Annotated in this window: 15 protein-coding genes; 7 read left to right on the forward strand and 8 right to left on the reverse strand. The window is 52.8% G+C overall.

The genetic code is table 11. From position 1 onward, the window contains the following. Nucleotides 1-370 precede the first annotated feature (370 nt). Nucleotides 371-823 (forward strand): IS200/IS605 family transposase, encoded by a 453-nt coding sequence (tnpA, locus tag DUE52_RS31080; protein ID WP_114410042.1) that lies wholly within the window; start codon nucleotides 371-373, stop codon nucleotides 821-823. Here tnpA and DUE52_RS31085 read toward each other — a convergent pair whose 3' ends face one another. Next, on the reverse strand, nucleotides 824-1,267 hold the full coding sequence (locus tag DUE52_RS31085; protein WP_114410074.1) for an SRPBCC domain-containing protein: 444 nt from the start codon (nucleotides 1,265-1,267) through the stop codon (nucleotides 824-826). It lies immediately after the preceding gene. Nucleotides 1,268-1,623: 356 nt separating this feature from the next. Here DUE52_RS31085 and DUE52_RS31090 point away from each other — a divergent pair, with 356 nt between their 5' ends. Together DUE52_RS31090 and DUE52_RS31095 are read left to right on the forward strand one after the other, a co-directional pair. Beyond that, on the forward strand, nucleotides 1,624-2,541 hold the full coding sequence (locus tag DUE52_RS31090; protein WP_114410043.1) for a DUF5655 domain-containing protein: 918 nt from the start codon (nucleotides 1,624-1,626) through the stop codon (nucleotides 2,539-2,541). Nucleotides 2,542-2,555: 14 nt separating this feature from the next. Continuing rightward, nucleotides 2,556-3,086, forward strand: a complete 531-nt coding sequence (locus DUE52_RS31095) for a hypothetical protein (RefSeq protein WP_114410044.1) — start codon at nucleotides 2,556-2,558, stop codon at nucleotides 3,084-3,086. Nucleotides 3,087-3,114: 28 nt separating this feature from the next. Here the strand turns inward: DUE52_RS31095 and DUE52_RS31100 are convergent, their stop codons facing one another. From DUE52_RS31100 to cobA, 6 genes are all read right to left on the reverse strand, one after another. Then, a complete protein-coding gene (locus DUE52_RS31100; protein ID WP_114410045.1) occupies nucleotides 3,115-3,591 on the reverse strand; it encodes a nitrate reductase associated protein in 477 nt (158 codons plus the stop codon). Nucleotides 3,592-3,593: 2 nt separating this feature from the next. Further along, nucleotides 3,594-5,069 (reverse strand): rubredoxin domain-containing protein, encoded by a 1,476-nt coding sequence (locus DUE52_RS31105; RefSeq protein ID WP_114410046.1) that lies wholly within the window; start codon nucleotides 5,067-5,069, stop codon nucleotides 3,594-3,596. 77 nt (nucleotides 5,070-5,146) lie between these two features. Next, the gene (locus tag DUE52_RS31110) at nucleotides 5,147-8,731 is read right to left on the reverse strand and encodes a nitrate reductase (RefSeq protein ID WP_114410047.1); all 3,585 of its coding nucleotides are present in this window, start codon (nucleotides 8,729-8,731) and stop codon (nucleotides 5,147-5,149) included. A gap of 114 nt (nucleotides 8,732-8,845) precedes the next feature. Then, nucleotides 8,846-10,147: a NarK family nitrate/nitrite MFS transporter gene (locus tag DUE52_RS31115; RefSeq protein ID WP_114410048.1), complete on the reverse strand. Its 1,302-nt coding sequence runs from the start codon at nucleotides 10,145-10,147 to the stop codon at nucleotides 8,846-8,848. 18 nt (nucleotides 10,148-10,165) lie between these two features. Then, nucleotides 10,166-11,689 (reverse strand): alginate export family protein, encoded by a 1,524-nt coding sequence (locus tag DUE52_RS31120; protein WP_114410049.1) that lies wholly within the window; start codon nucleotides 11,687-11,689, stop codon nucleotides 10,166-10,168. Nucleotides 11,690-11,956: 267 nt separating this feature from the next. Next, complete coding sequence (cobA, locus tag DUE52_RS31125; protein WP_114410050.1) at nucleotides 11,957-12,715, reverse strand: uroporphyrinogen-III C-methyltransferase; 759 nt, start codon at nucleotides 12,713-12,715, stop codon at nucleotides 11,957-11,959. A gap of 293 nt (nucleotides 12,716-13,008) precedes the next feature. Between cobA and nirB the strand changes: the two genes are divergently transcribed. The 4 genes from nirB to DUE52_RS31145 all read left to right on the forward strand — a co-directional run bounded on the left by nirB (nucleotide 13,009) and on the right by DUE52_RS31145 (nucleotide 18,117). After that, nucleotides 13,009-15,513, forward strand: a complete 2,505-nt coding sequence (gene nirB, locus DUE52_RS31130) for a nitrite reductase large subunit NirB (protein WP_229312370.1) — start codon at nucleotides 13,009-13,011, stop codon at nucleotides 15,511-15,513. 96 nt (nucleotides 15,514-15,609) lie between these two features. Further along, the gene (gene nirD / locus DUE52_RS31135) at nucleotides 15,610-15,966 is read left to right on the forward strand and encodes a nitrite reductase small subunit NirD (RefSeq protein WP_114410052.1); all 357 of its coding nucleotides are present in this window, start codon (nucleotides 15,610-15,612) and stop codon (nucleotides 15,964-15,966) included. A 7-nt stretch (nucleotides 15,967-15,973) separates the two neighbouring features. Next, nucleotides 15,974-17,431, forward strand: a complete 1,458-nt coding sequence (locus DUE52_RS31140) for an ATP-binding protein (protein ID WP_114410053.1) — start codon at nucleotides 15,974-15,976, stop codon at nucleotides 17,429-17,431. Continuing rightward, complete coding sequence (locus DUE52_RS31145) at nucleotides 17,431-18,117, forward strand: response regulator transcription factor (RefSeq protein ID WP_114410075.1); 687 nt, start codon at nucleotides 17,431-17,433, stop codon at nucleotides 18,115-18,117. The genes DUE52_RS31140 and DUE52_RS31145 overlap by 1 nt, the downstream gene beginning before the upstream one ends. A gap of 22 nt (nucleotides 18,118-18,139) precedes the next feature. On the opposite strand, the gene DUE52_RS31150 is transcribed toward DUE52_RS31145, so the two are convergent. Continuing rightward, complete coding sequence (locus tag DUE52_RS31150; RefSeq protein WP_114410054.1) at nucleotides 18,140-19,897, reverse strand: alpha-L-fucosidase; 1,758 nt, start codon at nucleotides 19,895-19,897, stop codon at nucleotides 18,140-18,142. Nucleotides 19,898-19,920 lie beyond the last annotated feature (23 nt).

Here is a 19,920-nt window from a genome sequence, read left to right on the forward strand (position 1 = left end):
ACATGGGATCATCCCGAACACGTCATCATCCCGAACATGGGATCATCCCGAACACGTCATCATCCCGAACATGGGATCATCCCGAACACGTCATCATCCCGAACATGGGATCATCCCGAACACGTCATCATCCCGAACATGGGATCATCCCGAACACGTCATCGTCCCGAACATGGGATCATCCCGAATACGCCATCGCCCCGAACATGGGATCATCCCGAACACGTCATCGTCCCGAACATGGGATTATAATAGGTTTGTGGCAGGTGATCCACAATCGCCCTGAACCCAATCCGAGTTCAGGGCATTACTTTTTGCAGGGGTTATCGTCTAATGATTTAATCGTGCAAACCATTAAATCAGGTACACCATGCCACAATCCTTAACCCAGGTGTATGTTCACCTGGTATTCAGCACCAAATACCGTGAGCCGATCATCGGCGATGAGGTGAAAGACGAATTGTATGCCTATCTGGGCGGTGTTTGCAAACAACTGGAATGCAATCCGGTAAAAATTGGCGGCTACTACGACCATGTGCATATTCTGTGCGTTCTGTCGAAGAAGATCGCCCTCATGAAGTTGCTGGAAGAGGTGAAGAAAAGCTCGTCCAAATGGATGAAGACGAAAGGCCACACCTACCGGAATTTTTATTGGCAGGACGGCTATGGCGCGTTCTCGGTGAATCCGTCGCAGGTCGATGCCGTAGTCCGGTACATCAGCAATCAATACCAGCACCATGGCAACACCACGTTCCAAGACGAATGCCGGGGGATTTTTCAGAAATACGGTATGGCCTATGATGAGCGGTATGTGTGGGATTGATTACGCGCCTTTTTCCGCCAGTTCTTTTACTTTGTCCAGAGCCGTTGGCCAGGTCTTCAGAAAGTAGGCTTTGTCCTGTTCCGTAACATCCAGATCCACTGTTAGTTCGGTTTGTCCATCGACGGTTTTGAGGGTATAATTTTCGTGGGCCCCCGCCCATAATTTGGTGGCTTCACTGTCATAATCTTCAACCCCATTCTTGATAACACCCAGGTGTTTGAACGACATCAATTCGTTGGGCCGGTTGGCGGCAATAGAAGAAATCATTCCTTCGTGTTCTCCGCCCAGGAACAACACTTTACTCCCTTCGTTCCAATCCGTTTCCACGCGTGAACCCTCACTAAAAACCGCCGTCCAGACCGGATACGTCGCATCGTTCCAGAGGATATTCCACACGGTTTCCCGCGGAGCATCGATCAAAATAGTATATTCCAGCTTTTCCATGGTGTTGAATAGGAGTTTGGTATGGAACAAAGGTGACGGTTTTTTTTCGGAATCAGGAGGGGTGAAAACGACAAGTTGAGGGGTTGATTCCGACCCGTTGGCCGACTGAAAATTAAAAAGAGAGGCTATCGGAACAAATCGGTTCGCGCCATCCGGGAGATTGTGGAGGGGCAAAAAAGCGGGGGTATACTTTCAAAACGATGAATGAATTGTTTGGGTATAAGGGCTTTGGAATGGTCTTTTTACAAAGTAGTTTTCAGGTGTTTCAATTTTTTTTGCGTGCTTTGCTCTGTAATGCATCGTAGCAAGTAAGCATTCTCTGTACAATAAAGCGTAACCATACCAGCCAATCGACTATGCCATTGTTTAAAATAGGACATCAATTAGAACATATAAAAGAAGTTTCATTCAAATTTGAACGGGAGATTCAGCGTATAACGGAGCAAAATCTGCAAATCTTATTACGACTTAATTTTATACGCTCTGAATTTGCACTGAACAATTTTCGGATTGATACCCTGGCTTTCGATCCGGAGACGAAAGCGTTTGTTATTATTGAATATAAGCGAGATAAAACCTTTAGTGTAATTGATCAGGGCTATGCGTATTTGTCGTTAATGCTGAATAATAAAGCAGATTTTATCTTAGAATATAACGAAAGTCAAAACCAAAGTTTGAAGCGTCTGGATGTTGACTGGACACAATCTAAGGTGATTTTTGTAGCCCCTTTCTTTACGACTTACCAGCGGGAAGCTATAAATTTTAAAGACTTACCTATCGAGCTTTGGGAGGTTAAAAAGTTTGAAAATGATACAATTTCTTTTGAACAACTACAAAAGGCTTCTGCAAAAGAAAGTATCAAAACGATTTCCCGTTCAGATGATACGGTAGAAGCCGTTAGTAAAGAAGTGAAAGTTTATACGGAGCAAGATCATCTGCAAAAAGTGGATTCTGAAACCCGTGAACTATTCGAGAATGTCAAGGATAGATTGCTGAATATGGATGACAATATCACCGTTCATCCTAAGAAACAGACGATTGGCTTTAAGGTAGATAATAATATATTCTGCGATGTTGTATTGCAAGGTAAAGGGCTTAAGATTTACCTGAATTTAAAAATTGGCGACTTGCAGGATCAAAAAAATGTCACTCGCGATGTTTCAAATGTTGGACATTGGGGAAATGGAGCTTATGAAATTAAATTGACTGACCTTGAAGATATTGATTACATTTTAAGTCTTTTAAAACAATCTGTGCGAAAGAATAAAGCGTAACCTGCCGCCGATCCATGAACGAACCCCATCCCTCCATCGAAGCCTTGCTGCAAATCTTCAAACCTGTCATTGGTGCAGATTATGATAAATACCGCAACCATGTCTACCGGGTTTTTCTGAATTGCCTTTTGCTGGATCGGGATGCAACCAATGAAGAAAAATACGCCCTGGCCGTCGTTTTTCACGACATCGGCATCTGGACCAATCACACCATTGATTATTTAGACCCTTCGGTGGCGCAGGCCCGGCAATACCTGACTGAAACCGGGAAACAAGCGTGGATCGAAGAAATTACGCTGATGATTTACTGGCACCACAAAATCAGTCCGTATCGCGGCAACTTCGAGAAAACCGTCGAAAACTTCCGGAAAGCGGATTGGATCGATGTGTCGCTGGGCCTGTTGACGTTCGGGGCCGATCAGCACCAGATCCGGAAAAACCGGGAGCGGTTGCCCAATCGGGGGTTTCACTGGTTTCTGACCAAAGAATTGGCGAAGAACTTCTTCGGACATCCGCTGAATCCGCTGCCCATGTTTACAAAATAAGCAGTCTCATCGGCAGCAATGACCGGTTTTAAGCCGTAGCAATCCCAAATTCCCGCAAAGCGCGGGGGAAGTTTTTTCCTTCGTGACCCGACCGGCAGAGCTTGATCAGCGCAAACCGCTGGAGCACATCCAGCCGAATCCATTGCCGGAGGGTCAGGGGCGCGCAGTTGAATTCCCGCGCTTTTTCCTGGACTTCGCCGGGAACCTCGCCCAGAATATCCCAGGTCGCTTCCACCGGCGGCAGTTCGCTGACGGTTTTCTGGCAACGCTCGGCCACCCGATGAATCAAATACTGGCGGTAGTGTTCGATTTCCGGTGCAGTAAAACACGGGCGGACCGCCAGTTCGCGTTTTTCATCGACCCGCAGTTTCACCCATTCCGGGAGTTTCAGCTTGATCCCGCACGTGTCGAGTTTGTAGCGGACAATCATCGGGATGCAGCGAAATGTGTCGACAAAGTCGTTCTCAAAAGCAAAATATACGGTATCAACAGCCTGCGGTTTCATAGTCAATGCTGGATTTGGTTGGTTAATTCGAACTGAACTTCCTGGAACTCGATTTTGGGGGCATCGCAGGTAGAACAGCAGTAGTCGTTGGGTAACTGGCTGAACGACAAGCCAGCCGGAATGCCGCGCCGTTCATCACCGTACTGCGGATCATATACTGTAAAGCAATGTGGACACTGGTACAATCGATTGGCCGCAACGGGGGCAGGTTCGGAATTTTCCGTTTCCAAACGGACGGATTTACCCGTTTCGAGCGAACGGCGGTTGCTGAATTTTCGACACAACCGGTCGATCTGGTACGGCAAAAAGGGCTTGAGCAGTCCTTTCTCGAACCGGATATACGTCCGGGCATTCGGGTTGAAGTTCTCGGTATAATACAGATCATACACGCTGAAAAGCGCCAGATGACCGATCCGGAGCAGCGGGCGTTTGCGCACCAGAACCGAGCCGAATACCTCCGATTTGGGGCGGGTTTGTACGCCAAAACACAGCCCGAACGTCCGCATATCGTATTTCTCAAAATACCGGATGACGTAATTTTTCAGTTGCAGGCCGTCGTCACTGTGGTCTTCCGTTTGCCACGCCAATTCGTTGGCGGCATGGCGCACGTTGATGTTGTGTTTGGCCAGTACATACGACCACGCGCCCCGGTCTTTTTCTTCGATTCCTTTAATAATCAGCGATTTCCAGGGTGTTACACAGATTTCGCCGATGCGGGTTTTAAGGCATAACGCGCAAATATCCAGGAGAAAATCGATGGGGAACTGCTCATCCCGGCGGTATAATCCGAGCCACGACCGCTCGCTGTAGCGGTTGAACCCTTCGTAATACGGCAACGAAAACTCCGGCAGTTCAACCTCCTGCGTCGCCGGTTGGGTGATAAAGCTGGCCTGACTCGTGACGGTTTTGTGCAGCGTTTCCGCATCCCGGAAGTCCGATTCGCTGTCCAGCAGCGCCGTTTCAACAGCTTTGGCCAGGCGGCCCAGATCGTTGGTATAGACGAGTTCCGGCCAGCGAAAAACCGTGTTACTCTGCTTCGGACGGACGTATAAATACCAGAAATGGGGTTCGGGGGAAGCGATAAAATTGAGATTTCCCGTAAAAAAGGGCGTAAAACTCTGGTTGGAATCCGACAGGTTTATTTTCAATCGGGGCTGCTCATCAAACTGATCCAGCACCGTGTGATATTCGCCCTCCCGCAGCCACGCGCCCGTCCGAAACACGTCCTCCCCACAATAGGAACTGATGATGTTGGGAAACTGATCCGTATTGATTTCGTAGGAAATCGGATGCTTTTTTAGCTCTTTTTCCAACGCACGCAGGTCTTCGTAATGCACCGTCATGAGCAACTGCTGCCGGGCACCAAAACGAACATTCCGAACGTTGGCACTCCGGGCCAGCGACAACAGATTCTGCAACGTCCCCGGCGAACTGATCCCGGCCGGAAGGTTGACTTTGAGGGTGTAATAATCTCTCATTGTAATGATGAACGACGAGTAATTGAGTGGATTAGTGATTGAGCGATTGAGTGAAAAATACCGCGTGAGCCACTCAATCACTCAATCACTAATTCACTCATTTTTTCCAGGATGCTCCGCACTTCCGGGCGACACGAACCGCAGCCGGTTCCTGCACCGGTTTTCTGGCACAACTGCTGGAAATCGGTGCAACCCGCCTGAATGGCGCGCTCCAGGTTGCCCTGACCCACGCTGTTGCAGGAACACACCAGTTTGCCCTCCATCGGGTCGACGGTTTTGCTGGCCCGCAGCAGTTGCAGGCGTTTTTCCGACAGTTCCGTTCCCCTGGCAATCAGGTCGCGGAACTCCGCAAATTCGTTCTTGTCGCCAATCAAAATGGCCCCCACGAGCTTGTCGCCCTGAACGATGCATTTTTTATAATACCGTTTCGACTTGTCGATGAAAACGATTTCTTCGTAGCTGGAATCATTCGGGGGCGTTTCGGCCATTCCAATGCTGCACAAATGCAGCCCTTCCATTTTGAGAATACTGATCGAAACACTACCCCGATACGGTTTGGAAACATCACCGGCGATGAAACCGGCGGCTATTTCGGCCTGCTGCTCGGCCGCCAGCGTGATGCCCCACATCTGACCGTTCCACTGCGCCAGTTCGCCCGCGGCAAAAATGTCCGGGTCCGATGTTTGCAGGTAGTCATTTACCACCACGCCCCGGTTGCACTCAAGTCCGGCTTCCCGCGCCAGTTCGATGTTCGGCTCCGTGCCGATGGCGATCACCACGACCTGACACGGTATTTTATGGCCCGATTTTAATTGAATGCCTTCCACTTTGTTGGTTCCGGCAAACGTTTGAACTTCCTCGTTGAAAAACACATCGATGCCCCGTTCTTTCAGTTCCAGATACAACAGTTCACTCGCCAGCGGATCGATCTGGCGTTCCATAAACCGCCCCGCCCGCTGAATCACCGTCACCCGAACGTTGATCTGACGCAGCGAAGCCGCCAGTTCCAGACCCAATAAACCGCCCCCCACAATGACCGTGTGCGGTTCGGCCCCGTCTTCCGGTTGTTTCAGAAAAGGCAGCAGCGAATCGGCATCGAGTCGTGACCGCATGTTGAAAATGCCCGGTAATTTCGGAACGCCCCGTGGCATAAACGCCCGGCTTCCTGTACCAAGCAGCAGTTTGTCGTAGGTGTGTTCCACGCCGTTGCTGTCGATCAGAACTTTAGCTTTCCGGTCGATGTGGACGATGCTAACCCCCTTGTGAACAACGATGTTGGCTTCTTCGAACTGGTCCTCGCGCAACTTGACGAGTTGCTCCCACGACTGCGCTCCGCTGATGTAATCGGGCAGCAAAACCCGGTTGTAAAATGGATAAATTTCTTTGGAAAAGACGTGAATCTCATCGTCCGTATTTAAAGTTCGGTAGGCATTGATAAAGCCCAACCCCGCCGACCCGGCCCCGATAATGACGATTTTTTCAACCGGTTTGCGGTAGGGGACCACCTCAACCGCCGAAAACTTGAAATCTGGTTCTTTCGAACGGGGATCGACAAGGGCATTCGTCAGGTTGTTGGCGCGGTTCAGATTGCTCTTCAACATTTTGCCCCAATGCATGGGCAAAAAACACAAACCGGCCCGCACATCCTCGGTGAGCTGGGCCTTGACACGCACCTCGCCCCGCCGACCCCGTACTTCGACCAACTGACCCTCCTGAATGCCCCGCGCTTTTGCGTCGTTGGGATGGATTTGTAGAAACGGTTGCGGACTATGCTGATTAAGTTTGGCCACCCGACCAGTTTTGGTCATCGTATGCCACTGGTCGCGAATGCGCCCCGTGGTCAGCACCAGCGGAAAGTCTTCGTCCGTCGGTTCCGACGCGTTTTCGTCGGGAACCGCATGAATCTGCGCGCGACCATTGGCGGTATAAAACCGGTGGTCGGTAAAGAGTCGTTTGGTGCCGGTTTCGCCCCTAAATCCCCTAAAGGGGACTTCTGCATCTGGTTTGGCTGCGTCCAAGTCCCCTTTAGGGGATTTAGGGGCATTCTTCTCCGAAAACGGCCACTGAATCGTCCGGTATTTCTTCAGCAGTTCATAACTCACGCCCGTTACATCGACGTTCGTTCCGGCCGTGAGTTGGGTGTATTCGTCATAGACTTCCGAGCAATTCGCATAATTAAACGATTTGCCAAAACCCATTTTCTGCGCAAACCGCCAGAGAATTTCCGAATCCGGTAAGGCTTCGCCGGGGGCGTCGATTACTTTGGGCAGGTACGCAATCCGCCGTTCGGCGTTGGTCATCGTTCCGTCTTTTTCGAGCCAGGCCGCAGCGGGCAGCACGACATCGGCAAAGCCAACGGTATCCGCGCGGTTCGAAACATCCTGCACAACCACAAACCGGGCTTTTTTCAAGGCCAGTTCAGCGGCATTGACATCCGGCATACTCACCAGCGGATTCGTATTGATGATCCAGATGGCTTTCAACTTATCGTCGGCCAGCGCTTCGAACATCTCAGTAGCGGTCAGGCCGGGTTTGGGCGCAATCTTGACCGGACTCTTCCAGAAAGCTTCCACCTCGGCGCGGTGGGCTGCATTCATCACGTCGCGGTGGGCGGGAAGGATGTTGGCCAAGCCGCCGGTTTCGCGGCCACCCATTGCGTTCGGTTGTCCCGTCAGCGAAAAAGGCCCGTTACCCGGTTTGCCAATCCGACCCGTAATCAGGTGTAAATTGATGAGCGACAGGTTTTTGTTCACACCAATCACCGACTGGTTCAGGCCCATCGTCCACAGCGATAGAAAGCCCTTCGAGCGGCCAATCCAGTCGGCCGCCTGCCGAATGCCTTCGGACGAAATACCGCAAAGATCGGCGGCTTCCTCAATCGTGCGCTGCATCACCTGATCGCGATAGGCCGCAAACCCATCGGCATGATTGGTGATAAAGTCGATGTCAATGTCGCCGTTCTCGATCAGTACCCGGCCAATCGCGTTGTTCAGCACAATGTCGGTGCCGGGGCGAATGGGCAAATGGAGATCCGACGAACGGGCAGTATCGGTTTTTCGGGGATCGACGCAAATGATTTTGACGTGTGGATTGGCAGCTTTGTGCGCTTCGATCCGTCGCCAGAGAATGGGATGACACCAGGCGGGATTAGCACCCTGCACCAGAAAAACGTCGGCTTCCTCGATGTCGTCGTAGCAAACCGGCACGGAATCTTCCCCGAGTGACAGTTTGTAGCCCACCACCGCGGAACTCATGCACAGGCGGGAATTGGTATCGATGTTGTTGGAGCCAATAAAGCCTTTGATCAGCTTGTTGACCAGATAATATTCTTCCGTCAGACACTGCCCTGACACATAAAACGCTACCGAATCCGGCCCGTACTTTTGAATGAAGGTCTTAAAAACCGCAGCCGTACGTTCCAGCGCGGCATCCCAGCCCACCCGTTGCAGCGGCATCGACCGGTTGAGTCGCATCTGCGGATACAGTAACCGATCCGACTGATCCATTACCGTATAGTGCAGATTCATCCCTTTCGAACACAGCATGCCGCGGTTGGAAGGATGGCTTTTATCTCCTTCAATCGTCAGCCGTCCGTTCTGCTCCTGTTTGACCACGATTCCACAGCCAACACCACAGTAGCAACAGGTAGTTTGATGAGTCATGATTTGAGGAATTAATGGAAGGAGAGGAGGAAGGGAGGAGGGGATAAAGGGAAGAGTTGAGCAAAGTTGCCTTTTCCCTTTATCCTTTAATTCCTTCCTCCTTTCCTCCTTTTATTACGCCGTTTGCAATTCAGTTTCGGCGGTTTTTACGACGGCGGTTTTGCCGAAGTTGACGAGGAACAGCAACAGGCCGGTCGCTGCGACAATTCCACCGATGTAGAGGAAGGCCTGTCCGTAGCTGATGGATTGCGATTTGAACAGGAAGCCCATCAGCATACCGCCAATGTTACCACCGGCACCGACAACCCCCGAAATGACCCCAACGGCTTTTGGATTGACAAACGGCACGATGGCGTAGGTGCTGCCGTTGGCCATTTTCAGAAATAGTGCGAAGGTGATCATGGAAATAATGGCCATCGACAGGCTACCCGACTGTGCGAAGAGTGCAATGCCGACGCCTTCCATCAGCAGCAAACCGGCCAGTAGCAGCCCTTTGCCGCGCATACCGTATTGATTTCCCACTTTGTCGGCGACGATTCCGCCGAGGGCGCGGGCAAAAATGTTCATGAACCCGAACAGCATGGCCCAGAAACCGGCTTCGGTTTCTTTCATATCGAAATTGTCGAAAAAGTAGAGCGACGCCACCCCATCGAAGGTGATTTCCATCCCGAAGCAGCAGGCATACGCCAGCGACAAAGCCCAGACGCGGATGTCGGCGCAGGCTTTCCAGAAGCTTATTTTCTCGCCTTTCACCGTCGTACGCTGAATCTCGTCGTAGTTGCCGTTCGGTGTGTCTTTCGTGTAGCGGAAATAAACAAACGCCATGATGAGCATCAGGACGCCCGGGAAAATCATCGCCAGCCGCCAGGCTTCAGGCTTGGTGTAGCCAAAACCGATAATCGTCGCCATAATCACCGGCATGGCGAGTTGCGTGATGCCCCCGCCCAGGTTCCCCCAGCCCCCGGCCACGGCATTGGCCGTTCCCTTGATTTTGGGGGCAAACATGACCGACGTATGAAACTGCGTGATGACAAACGAGGCACCAATGACGCCAATCGCCAGACGGAACAGCAAAAACGTGGTGTAGTCGTGGGCCAGGCCGACGAACATGACCGGAAACGCGCCCAGCACGAGCAAAGCCGTGTAGGTTTTACGCGGCCCCCAGGTGTCGCACAGCTTTCCGACGACCAGACGGGCAAAGATGGTGGCCGACACGGCGGCAATGATCGTGTTACCAACTTCGGGCTTCGTCAGTCCCAGATCGGCGCGGATGGCGGGCATCAGCGGGGCCAGACCGAACCAGCCGAAAAAGCAGACAAAAAACGTCATCCAGGTGATGTGAAAAGTCTTCATCTGAATGCCTGAGAAACTGAATACGGGCAGCGTTTCGAGCGGTTTATTTACGTGTGCGTTCATGGCTTTTTCGGTTTATGATTAGAGGAAAGTGGGGCGGATGTTGATCATCAAATACGCCCAGGTTCCCAGTTTATCTTTCTGATTCATGGTGTTTTGCTTCGTATATTCCAGCGAATTCGTGCCGCGCATCAAGGCGTATCCAGCTTCCAGGCTCGTGAATTTGTTCAGGCTGTAGGTGGCCGTAAAGTCGAACTCCATGCCCAGTTTCGAATCGAGTTTTGCGCCGGATGCCGCATCGGGCATTTTGTTAAACGTGGTTGCCGCCAGGGCAAAATAATGCACGTCAAGGCCCGTCGTCAGGCGTTTTCCGGCGTATTTGAACTTCAGAAACGCATCTTTCAAACCGCCGACCGGTGCGCCGGTGCCCACGTAGAAATAATCCATGTAGCCCCAGTGTTTGTGCGGTGTGCCATACAGCGGATCGAAGCGACCGGTTTCTCCCGTTTTTGCCGTTGCGGCATTGGTGCCGGAAAGAACTTCATAACCGGGAGTAACACTCAGCAGACCTTTCTGGAACGTTACATTGGCACCGTAGTGATAGGCGTTCCGGATGCGCAAACCGTCGCGATCTCTGCCACTTTGCAAATACCCGAAAGCCTGCCACAAAATCTGACCGGTTTTTGCGGCCGAAACCGTGACCTGTCCTGTCAACATCGCTCCGTACGTCAGCCGGGAATGAACGCCCGGAACATCATAACGTCGGCCATATACGTAGCCCGTTGAAACACTGCCCAGAGAGTCGATGCGGTATTTTGAGAAATCGTCTTTAAAGACCAAAGCCGAGAATTTAGTCCCGTTAAATTTCCGCGTCAGATACGCCATCTGAAACGCCTTGAACTGCTGATTCTGGCCATTGGTGCTGACCGCGTTGGCCACCACCGGCGCCCCGCCTTTTCCGACGGTGGGCAAAAAACCGCCCGGAATCGCCAGCGAAACGTTTTTGTTGGAAAGTGCCGACGCTGGTGCATTGGCGGGTGTATAATAGGTGCCGGTGTTTCCAAACGCATCGGAATTCTGGTTAAAGCCGACGCCCAGATCCAGCGCCCAGCCATGGTGTTGGGCTTTCAGGATGGCGGCATCGAACCGGCGGGCCTGCTGGAGCCAGTCGAGATTGCCCAGCAAGCGGACGTCGTCATACACCAGTTCCTGACGTCCGATTTTTAGCGATAACCTGTCGATGGGCTTGAATTTCAGCGTGCTATCGGCGGCATTGATGAGCGTCAGATCGGCCCAGGCTTCGTGGATCATCAGCCGGTTTCCGTCGGTGCTGTTGATACTGGAAGCATCCTGGCCCCACACCCGGACGTCCTGCACGGAAACGTTAAAAAGAACGCGATCCCATTTATAACCGAATGTGAGCCGGGTGCGTTGCGACGTGAAAGCGGCCGCCCGGCTGTTTTTGGGTGCCAGATTGCCGAAACCGTCGCGCAGTTCCGTACGGGTACGAAGCTGGCCGGTCAGCGAAACCTGCGCCCGGAGTTGTGTGTGGAAAATAGTCAGCAGCAGGCATAGAAGCCCTAACCGCATGAAGTAGCGTTTCATGGCATACGTGGGTTGAAAGAAAAGAAGCGGCCGGTGCAAAAAGTAAGCAGAATACCCGAAGCGGGTAAGAGAAAGGCAACCCTCTGAAAGGACAGGCCTTACGGGTGACGACTCGATTCGTCTGGTCGTCCGGACCCGATAAGGCGAAATGAAGCGATTTGCTTTATGTCGGTTTTTTCATTTTCTTTGAACCGTTTGTGTTTTACATAGACAAACCCAGTTTTGGCCGATCCAAAGGTGCCCCCACACCGGATCGGCTTTTTTGTTTCAACCGGCGACCGACAGGCTGCGCAGGCATTCGGCCAGGTAGGCCGGATGCAGGGCAACCACTTCGCCGATCACCAGCACAGCCGGCGCCCCCACGCCATGCTCTGCTACGAGATGAGGCATTTTCCAGACCTGACCCACCACACTCTGTTCGTTGATGCGGGTCCCGTTCTGAATAACCGCCATCGGGACATGTCCCCGACCGGCCTGGCAGTAGAGTGCGCAGATCTCCGCCAGTTTATTCACGCCCATCAACACCACCACCGTCGCTTTCGACTGAACCGCCAGCCGCAGATCGTCGGACAGTTCGCCGTGGCGCGTGGTGCCGGTGATAACCCAGAAACTTTCACTGACCCCGCGGGAGGTAACCGGAATGCCCTGCGAAGCCGGAACCGCAATGCAACTGGAAACGCCGGGAACGACATCGCACGGAATACCGTACTGCCGGACGTGTTCGTATTCCTCGTATCCGCGTCCGAATACGTAGGAATCACCACCTTTCAGCCGAACCACGTGGCCGTGTTCCTGCGCCATCCGCACAATCAAACCGTTGATTTCCTCCTGCGTAAACGATGCCTTCCCCGCCCGTTTCCCCACGTAGGTTTTCAGCGCGTGTTCGGGTGCAAAATCCAGTAAGGAGTCATTGGCCAGATCGTCGTACAGCACAACGTCTGCTTTCTGAAGCGCCCTGATCCCTTTCAAGGTGATCAATTCGCCGTCGCCGGGACCCGCCCCCACGAGTGTAAGCTTTGGCTTCATCGCTTTGGTGTTTAGTAGTGGTGAATAGTTAAAATGTACTATTGTTAGTATTTGATAACTATTAAATTATTGGTTCAAAATTAAAGACATAATTTGGAAAAACAAGTGAATTCAATAAAAATAGGATTAAAATTTAGGTGTAACCGAATAAAAATATAGGAAATTGAGAAAAATCAGTTTAATTTTGAATCGTAGTATTTCAGGAGTGATTGGGGAATTTTACTGAAATAGTACAAAAAATAAACGGGTTTGTTTTATAACTATAGTTACTAATAACTATGAACGCAAACAAAATGAGACATGTCGTCGTCGTAGGCAATGGCATGGTGGGCTACAAATTCTGTGAAAAATTAGTAGCCAAACAAAAAAACGGGGTGCAGTTTACCCTGACGGTTTTTGGGGAAGAACCGCGGGCGGCCTACGATCGCGTGCATTTGAGTGCCTATTTCGATGGAAAAACGGCCGAAGACCTCACGATGGCACCCGAATCGTGGTATGCCGAAAACGGTATCCAACTGTATTTGACCGATCCGGTGGTGGACATCGACCGGGAGCGGAAGGAAGTCCGTTCGCACCACGGAATGGTAGTACCCTATGACTATCTGATCCTGGCCACCGGCTCCGGCGCGTTTGTGCCACCCGTAGCCGGCGTCGAAAAAGACGGGGTATTCGTGTACCGCACCATCGAAGATCTGGACCTCATTCAATCGTATGCGCGCAGAGCGCGAAAAGGAGCGGTGATGGGGGGCGGTTTACTGGGTCTGGAAGCCGCCAAAGCCCTGCTCGATCTGGGTCTGGAGACAGCCCACGTGATTGAGTTTGCGCCCCGCCTGATGCCCCGGCAAATCGACGACGCGGGCTCGGGTATTCTGCAACGCCAGTTGGAATCGCTGGGCCTGAACATCCACCTCTCCAAGAGTACCCAGGAAATTACGGGCGAAGACACCATCAAAGGAATCCAGTTTGCCGATGGCAGCACGCTGGATGTCGATATGCTGATTATCTCCGCCGGGATTCGTCCGCGCGACGAACTGGCGAAAGCGACCGGTTTGGATACGCACCCGCGCGGGGGCATTGTGGTCGATAATTCCCTGCAAACCTCCGATCCATCGGTTTTTGCCATTGGCGAATGCGCCGTCGTTCACCACATGATCTACGGCCTGGTGGCTCCGGGTTACGAAATGGCGGAGGTGGTGGCGTCCCGGTTGATGGGCGAGGAGAAGGAGTTCAAACCGTTCGACATGTCGACCAAATTGAAGCTGATCGGCACCGATGTGGCTTCGTTTGGTGATCCGTTCATTGCCGAACCGTCCTGCCGGACCATCGCCTACGAAAACAAAGCCAAAGGTGTTTACAAACGCATCAATATTTCGGCCGATGGCAAAACGCTGCTGGGCGGTATTCTGGTGGGCGATGCCGATCAGTATAACATGCTGCTGCAAACCTGCAAGAATAGAACCATCCTGCCGCCCGATCCGGAAGACCTGATCCTGGGTTCGCGCGGGGGCGAAGAAGCGGGAGCAGGCGTCATGGGTTTGCCCGACGATGCGCTGATCTGTTCCTGCGAAGCCATTACCAAGGCGATGCTGTGCCACGAAATCGGTGAAAACGGCCACACGACCATCGATTCCCTCAAGAAAGCCACGAAAGCCTGCACGGGTTGTGGTGGTTGTACGCCGTTGGTGAAAGATTTGATTCAGGGCGTCCAGAAACAGCAGGGGCATTATGTCCGGAATGTGCTTTGCGAACACATCGACTACACTCGCCAGGAACTGCTGGATCTGGTGAAAATGAACAGCCTGAAAACGTTTGATGACGTGCTGGACACGTTTGGAAAAGGCGACGGCTGCGAGGTTTGTAAACCGGCGGTGGCGTCGATTCTGGCGAGTTTGTGGAACGAAAATATTCTCGAAAAAGGCCGCGCCACCATTCAGGACTCCAACGACCGGTTTTTGGCGAACATCCAGAAAGGCGGCACCTATTCGGTCGTGCCGCGCATTCCGGGGGGCGAAATTACGCCCGACAAACTGATCGTGATTGGTCAGGTGGCCAAAAAATACGGGTTGTATACCAAAATAACCGGCGGACAGCGTATCGACCTTTTCGGTGCCCACGTCGGCGATCTGCCCCTGATCTGGGAAGAACTGATCAACGCCGGTTTTGAAAGCGGCCACGCCTACGGGAAATCCCTGCGGACGGTGAAAAGCTGCGTCGGCAGCACCTGGTGCCGATTCGGTGTGCAGGATTCGGTGTCGTTTGCCATCGAAGTGGAAGACCGGTACAAGGGCGTTCGTTCTCCGCACAAAATCAAGTCGGGCGTGTCGGGCTGTATCCGAGAATGTGCCGAAGCGCAAAGCAAGGATTTTGGCATTATCGCCACCGAAAAAGGCTGGAATCTGTACGTCGGTGGCAATGGCGGCTCCAAACCGCAGCACGCGCAGTTGCTGGCTTCGGACGTGGATAAGGAAACCTGCATCCGCTACATTGACCGGTTCCTGATGTTTTACATCAAAACCGCCGACCCGCTGACGCGCACCGCCACCTGGATGAACAAAATGGAAGGCGGCATGACCTACCTGAAAGCCGTGGTGGTGGACGATGTGCTGGGCATTGCCGCCGATCTGGAGCGCGAGATGCAGTTGCTGGTCGACACCTTCAAATGCGAATGGAAAGAAGTGGTCGACAACCCCGAACTCCGCAAGCGGTTTGCCCACTTCGTCAACGTTCCTGAACAAAAAGATCCAACAGTAGAATTCGAATCCCTGCGGGAGATGAAACGGGCGAAGGAATGGAAGTAATACCCGGTGGATTTATTGGATTTACCAGCCCACGGTTGAAACCGTGGGCTATGAACAAATCATTGTCGTTTTATTTTCTGCAGACGCAAAAAAATCATGGAAACTTTATTAGCTGAAAAAGAAGAACTTACGTGGTATCTGGCCTGCCGGGCCGAGGATGTTCCGGCTGATGGGGGAGCTTGTGTCCTGATCAACGGTCACCAGATCGCCATTTACAATTTTGCGCGCCGGGGCGAGTGGTATGCAACGGACAACGAATGTCCGCACCGCCAGCAGATGGCCCTGTCGCGGGGCATGATCGGCAGCCAGGGCGACGAGCCGAAAGTGGCCTGTCCGTTCCACAAAAAGACCTTTTCGCTCCAGACGGGGCAGTGCCTGAATGATGATGGCTACCAGATTATGACCTTTCCGGTGAAAGTGACCAACGGAATGGTGTATATTGGGGTAGAATAGAGACCGAATGAATCAACTCGATGAGCAGGTAGCCCGCCGGTTAACCCGGTTTTACGTCCTGGCGTTAACGTGCATTGCCGTGTTATCGCTGAGCGGGCTGCTGTTTATCCGCCAGACGCTGAGCGACCACTACGACGACAGCCGGGTGGTGAACGTGGCGGGTCGGCAACGCATGTTGAGCCAGCGACTGACAAAACTGGCGCTACTCCGGATCATGGGAACGCCGACGGCCGATACGACCTCGTTTTCGGCGCTGCTGCACACCTGGAGCCAGAGCCACATTCAGTTGCGAAATGGTGATTTGCGGATGGAAAAGGCGTATGTGGTGCGAAAAAGCCGCCAGCTCGACCAGATGTTCGCAGAAATTGAGCCGGTTTTTCAGTCCATGTACCAAAGCCTGGTGCGGATCGATGTCGCTTCGGCAACGCCGGAGCAGAAGAAAACCGCTCTGCAGGTTATTCTGCGCGACGAGCCTTCTTTTCTGAATCAGATGAATGCCATCGTGTTTCAGTTCGATAAAGAAAGCTTCGAACGGGTTCGGTCGCTTGAGCAGATAGAGTGGGTGCTGACGGTGGCGACCCTGCTGACGCTGCTGATCGAAGGGCTGTTGATTTTCCGGCCAGTGGTGACGCATACCAAAAATGTGATTCGGAAACTGACCCAATCGGACGATGCGTTGCGGGCGGTGAACGAAAGCCTGGCGGTGGCCAACACGGATCTGGAAGTGGCTAACCAGCAGTTGGTTAAAACCCAGCGGGAACTTCTGCGGGCTACCGAAGAAAAATACCGATTGCAGATTGCCGAGGAAACCGTGCGGTCGGCGGGCCTGCTGGAAGGGCAGGAAGAAGAACGACGGCGGTTTGCGCGCGAGCTGCACGACGGCATCGGGCAAATGCTGACTGGCCTGAAACTGCACGCGGAAAAGCTGAAGGTCATTCCTTTTCCGGAACCCAAACACCGGCAGCGGTTCGAGGAATTGTGCGAGCTGATTTATGACGTTATTCAGACAACCCGCCAGACCTCGCACAACCTGATGCCGTCGGTGCTGGGCGACTTCGGTTTGGGCGCAACCTTGCAATTATTAGCAGAACAAACCACCCGATCATCCGGAATTGAGGTTATCTTTGAAGGGGATCGTGACGAGAGCAGGCTACCGCCAGCGGTAGAAATTGGCCTGTATCGGATTGCACAGGAAGCTCTGAACAACGCCATCAAGCACGCGCAGGCTCAGAAAATCCGGATTAGCTGGCAACGAGCGCCCAAAATTGTTTTGGCGGTGGAAGATAACGGAAAGGGATTTTCCGTGAAATCGACTCCGAAATACGAAAAAGGAATTCAGCCCATCAATGGCCTGGAAAACATGCGCACCCGGGCTCGGTTGATGAACGGCGACCTGACGATTACGTCGAAATTGAAAAAAGGAACGAAAGTTACCGTCACTTTACCAGACACTACGAACGGATGATGCCGATACGAATTCTTGTTGCCGACGACCATTCTGTGGTACGAAAAGGGGTTCGGACCTTGCTGGAAGATGAAGTTGATATTGAGGTGGTTGGCGAAGCCCCCGACGGCGACGAAGCCATCGATCTGATTCCGGTGGTGAAGCCGGATGTGTTGTTTCTGGACATCACCATGCCCCGCATGTCGGGGATCGAAGCCCTGCAGATCATAACGCAGCAGTATCCCAAAATCCGGATTCTGATGTTCAGTATGCACAACAACAAGGATTACATTCTGAAATCAGTGCAGTACGGAGCCGCCGGTTATTTGCAGAAAGATACCGATCGCGAAGAAATTCTGCGGGCGGTTCGGGCCGTGGTCGACGGCGAATTGTATTATCCACCGAGTGCTTCGACGGTGATTATCAGACATTGGGTGGTGCCCGAAACCGCCACCCTAAAAGAAGACCACAGCCAGGGTTCCAAAAACCGCTCGTCCATCTGGAACAAGGTTAGCTCGCGGGAAGCCCAGATCCTGACCTGTTTAACGGAAGGGATGAACAGCCAGGAAATCGCCAAAAAATTCGATATCAGCACGAATACCGTGGCCAACCAGCGCGCCAGCATTCTGAAAAAAGTGGGCGTCAAAAATACGGTCGATCTCATCCGGCTGGCGCTGGAAGAAAAATCCGGACGACTTAAGAACTAACGCGCCGGGTGTAATTGATTGACTATCTGGGCGATAACAACTGGAATTCACTAACCCCGATGCTGCCCGATGATTCGAGAATGACCAACCGAAACCGCTGCGCCGTAACGGGCGGAATTTCCTGTCGCCATTCGTCGCCCATCTCCCGGCCCGTCGCCAGCGTTACCCAGTCGTTGCCTTTTTGATACTGCACGCTGAACCGGCTGATTTTCGGGATCAGCTCCGGGTTGTTTTTTCGCTGAAATTCCTGAAGCACGATTTGCCCAACGGGTTGCGGTTTCCCTAAATCAACCTGCAGCCAGCCGGTGCTTTCATAGTGAGACTGGGCTTCTTTCGTCTGATAGTGAAGCGGTTTTCCGTAATTAGCCTCAAAATTGGCGTCGCTTCTACGGCCGAGCTTCCAGTAGGTGGCCTTGTTATCGTCGAAAGCGGCTCCCGCATCGTGCAGAAACGGCCCCACCGCGCTCGAAGCCGACGGTTTTTTGCCATAGGCCAGCGACCCGGTTTTCGAAAACGGCAGTATGGGAGCCAGTTGCGCAGCCGGGCGGTCGAGGGTCAGGGTGATCATCGTCGCAATGGAGTCGCGCGCTGAAACTGGCACGATCAGCCGTACCTGCTCTTTATTTTGCGAAAAAGTCAGCTTCGTGCCATTGAGCAGAGCGGCCTGTTTGATCGTCGCGGGCAGGGGTGGTAACACCATTTCACTGGTGGTTCCCGCCAGCAGGTGCAGAAAAATCCGGTTGTCTTTTTGCGTGCAGACGTACTCCGGCGCGGGGGTGTAGGGACCGCCTTTGGTGCCGTAAATAGCAACTTGCCGGGGATTGATCCAGGCCCCGACTTCCCGCAAACGACTGGCAAACAGGGGTGGAATCTGCCCCAGACTATCGGGGCCGACATTGAGCAGTAAGTTACCATTGCCGCCTACACACCGCAGCAACGTATGCACGACCTCTTTGGCAGCACGCGGTTTGTCTTCAAACCGCCACGCCCACTGGTGGCCTAAATTCGTGCAGGTTTCCCAGGGAACACGGCCATATCCGGCCACGAAACCCTCAGGCGTAACATAATCGCCGTAGCGGCCCGGCTGGCCGTGCGACTCGTCGGGGTTGAAGGCTTCGAGCCGGTTGTCGAGGATAATGCCGGGTTGCAGGCGATGCGCCAGCTCATACACATTTTTCGGATCGGTCGGGCAGGGCCAGCCGTCGTAATCGATCCACAACAGGCTGATTTTACCGTAGTTGGTCAACAGTTCAGTAAGTTGCTGCAACATCCGGGTTTCAAATACGCTGTTCCGCTCCCGGTCAGGATTGCGGCAGTCGGGGTCTTTCCAGTCGCCGGGCGAAAAATACCAACCCAACTCAAGCCCGGCTTCGTGAACGGCATCGGCCAGTTCCTTGCAAACGTCCCGCCCAAACGGCGACGACATGATGTTGTAGGGAATGGTTTTGGTGTTCCACAAACAGAAACCGTCGTGGTGTTTGGCGGTCAGAACGACGTATTTCAGGCCGCTGGCTTTCGCCAGGTGCACCCATTCTTTCGGATTGAATTGGGTGGGATTAAACCGCAGATACAGCGAATCGTACCGACTTTTGCCGTAACCCGCCCGTGACCAGCTAATCTCTTTACCCGTCAGCGTCGCCGGTCCCCAATGGATAAACATACCGAAGCGGTCCTGCTGCCACCACTGGAGTCGCTGGGCCTGGGGCAAGGCTTTTTGTGAAACCGCCGGGAGTGTGGTCAGGAGAAAAAACAGCGGGAGCAGGAGCCGTTTTGCATTCATTTGTCGGGAAATTAGGCTGTCGG

The organism is Larkinella punicea (genome assembly GCF_003334855.1).
Classification (GTDB): domain Bacteria; phylum Bacteroidota; class Bacteroidia; order Cytophagales; family Spirosomataceae; genus Larkinella; species Larkinella punicea.

Bases quoted from the DNA above. Each gene is read 5' to 3' on its own strand.
- DUE52_RS31090 (WP_114410043.1), top strand. From the start codon at position 1,624: ATGCCATTGTTTAAAATAGGACATCAATTAGAACATATAAAAGAAGTT.
- tnpA (WP_114410042.1), top strand. From the start codon at position 371: ATGCCACAATCCTTAACCCAGGTGTATGTTCACCTGGTATTCAGCACC.
- cobA (WP_114410050.1), bottom strand. From the start codon at position 12,715: ATGAAGCCAAAGCTTACACTCGTGGGGGCGGGTCCCGGCGACGGCGAA.
- DUE52_RS31140 (WP_114410053.1), top strand. From the start codon at position 15,974: ATGAATCAACTCGATGAGCAGGTAGCCCGCCGGTTAACCCGGTTTTAC.
- DUE52_RS31085 (WP_114410074.1), bottom strand. From the start codon at position 1,267: ATGGAAAAGCTGGAATATACTATTTTGATCGATGCTCCGCGGGAAACC.
- nirD (WP_114410052.1), top strand. From the start codon at position 15,610: ATGGAAACTTTATTAGCTGAAAAAGAAGAACTTACGTGGTATCTGGCC.
- DUE52_RS31095 (WP_114410044.1), top strand. From the start codon at position 2,556: ATGAACGAACCCCATCCCTCCATCGAAGCCTTGCTGCAAATCTTCAAA.
- DUE52_RS31105 (WP_114410046.1), bottom strand. From the start codon at position 5,069: ATGAGAGATTATTACACCCTCAAAGTCAACCTTCCGGCCGGGATCAGT.
- DUE52_RS31100 (WP_114410045.1), bottom strand. From the start codon at position 3,591: ATGAAACCGCAGGCTGTTGATACCGTATATTTTGCTTTTGAGAACGAC.
- nirB (WP_229312370.1), top strand. From the start codon at position 13,009: ATGAGACATGTCGTCGTCGTAGGCAATGGCATGGTGGGCTACAAATTC.
- DUE52_RS31120 (WP_114410049.1), bottom strand. From the start codon at position 11,689: ATGAAACGCTACTTCATGCGGTTAGGGCTTCTATGCCTGCTGCTGACT.
- DUE52_RS31145 (WP_114410075.1), top strand. From the start codon at position 17,431: ATGCCGATACGAATTCTTGTTGCCGACGACCATTCTGTGGTACGAAAA.
- DUE52_RS31115 (WP_114410048.1), bottom strand. From the start codon at position 10,147: ATGAACGCACACGTAAATAAACCGCTCGAAACGCTGCCCGTATTCAGT.
- DUE52_RS31150 (WP_114410054.1), bottom strand. From the start codon at position 19,897: ATGAATGCAAAACGGCTCCTGCTCCCGCTGTTTTTTCTCCTGACCACA.
- DUE52_RS31110 (WP_114410047.1), bottom strand. From the start codon at position 8,731: ATGACTCATCAAACTACCTGTTGCTACTGTGGTGTTGGCTGTGGAATC.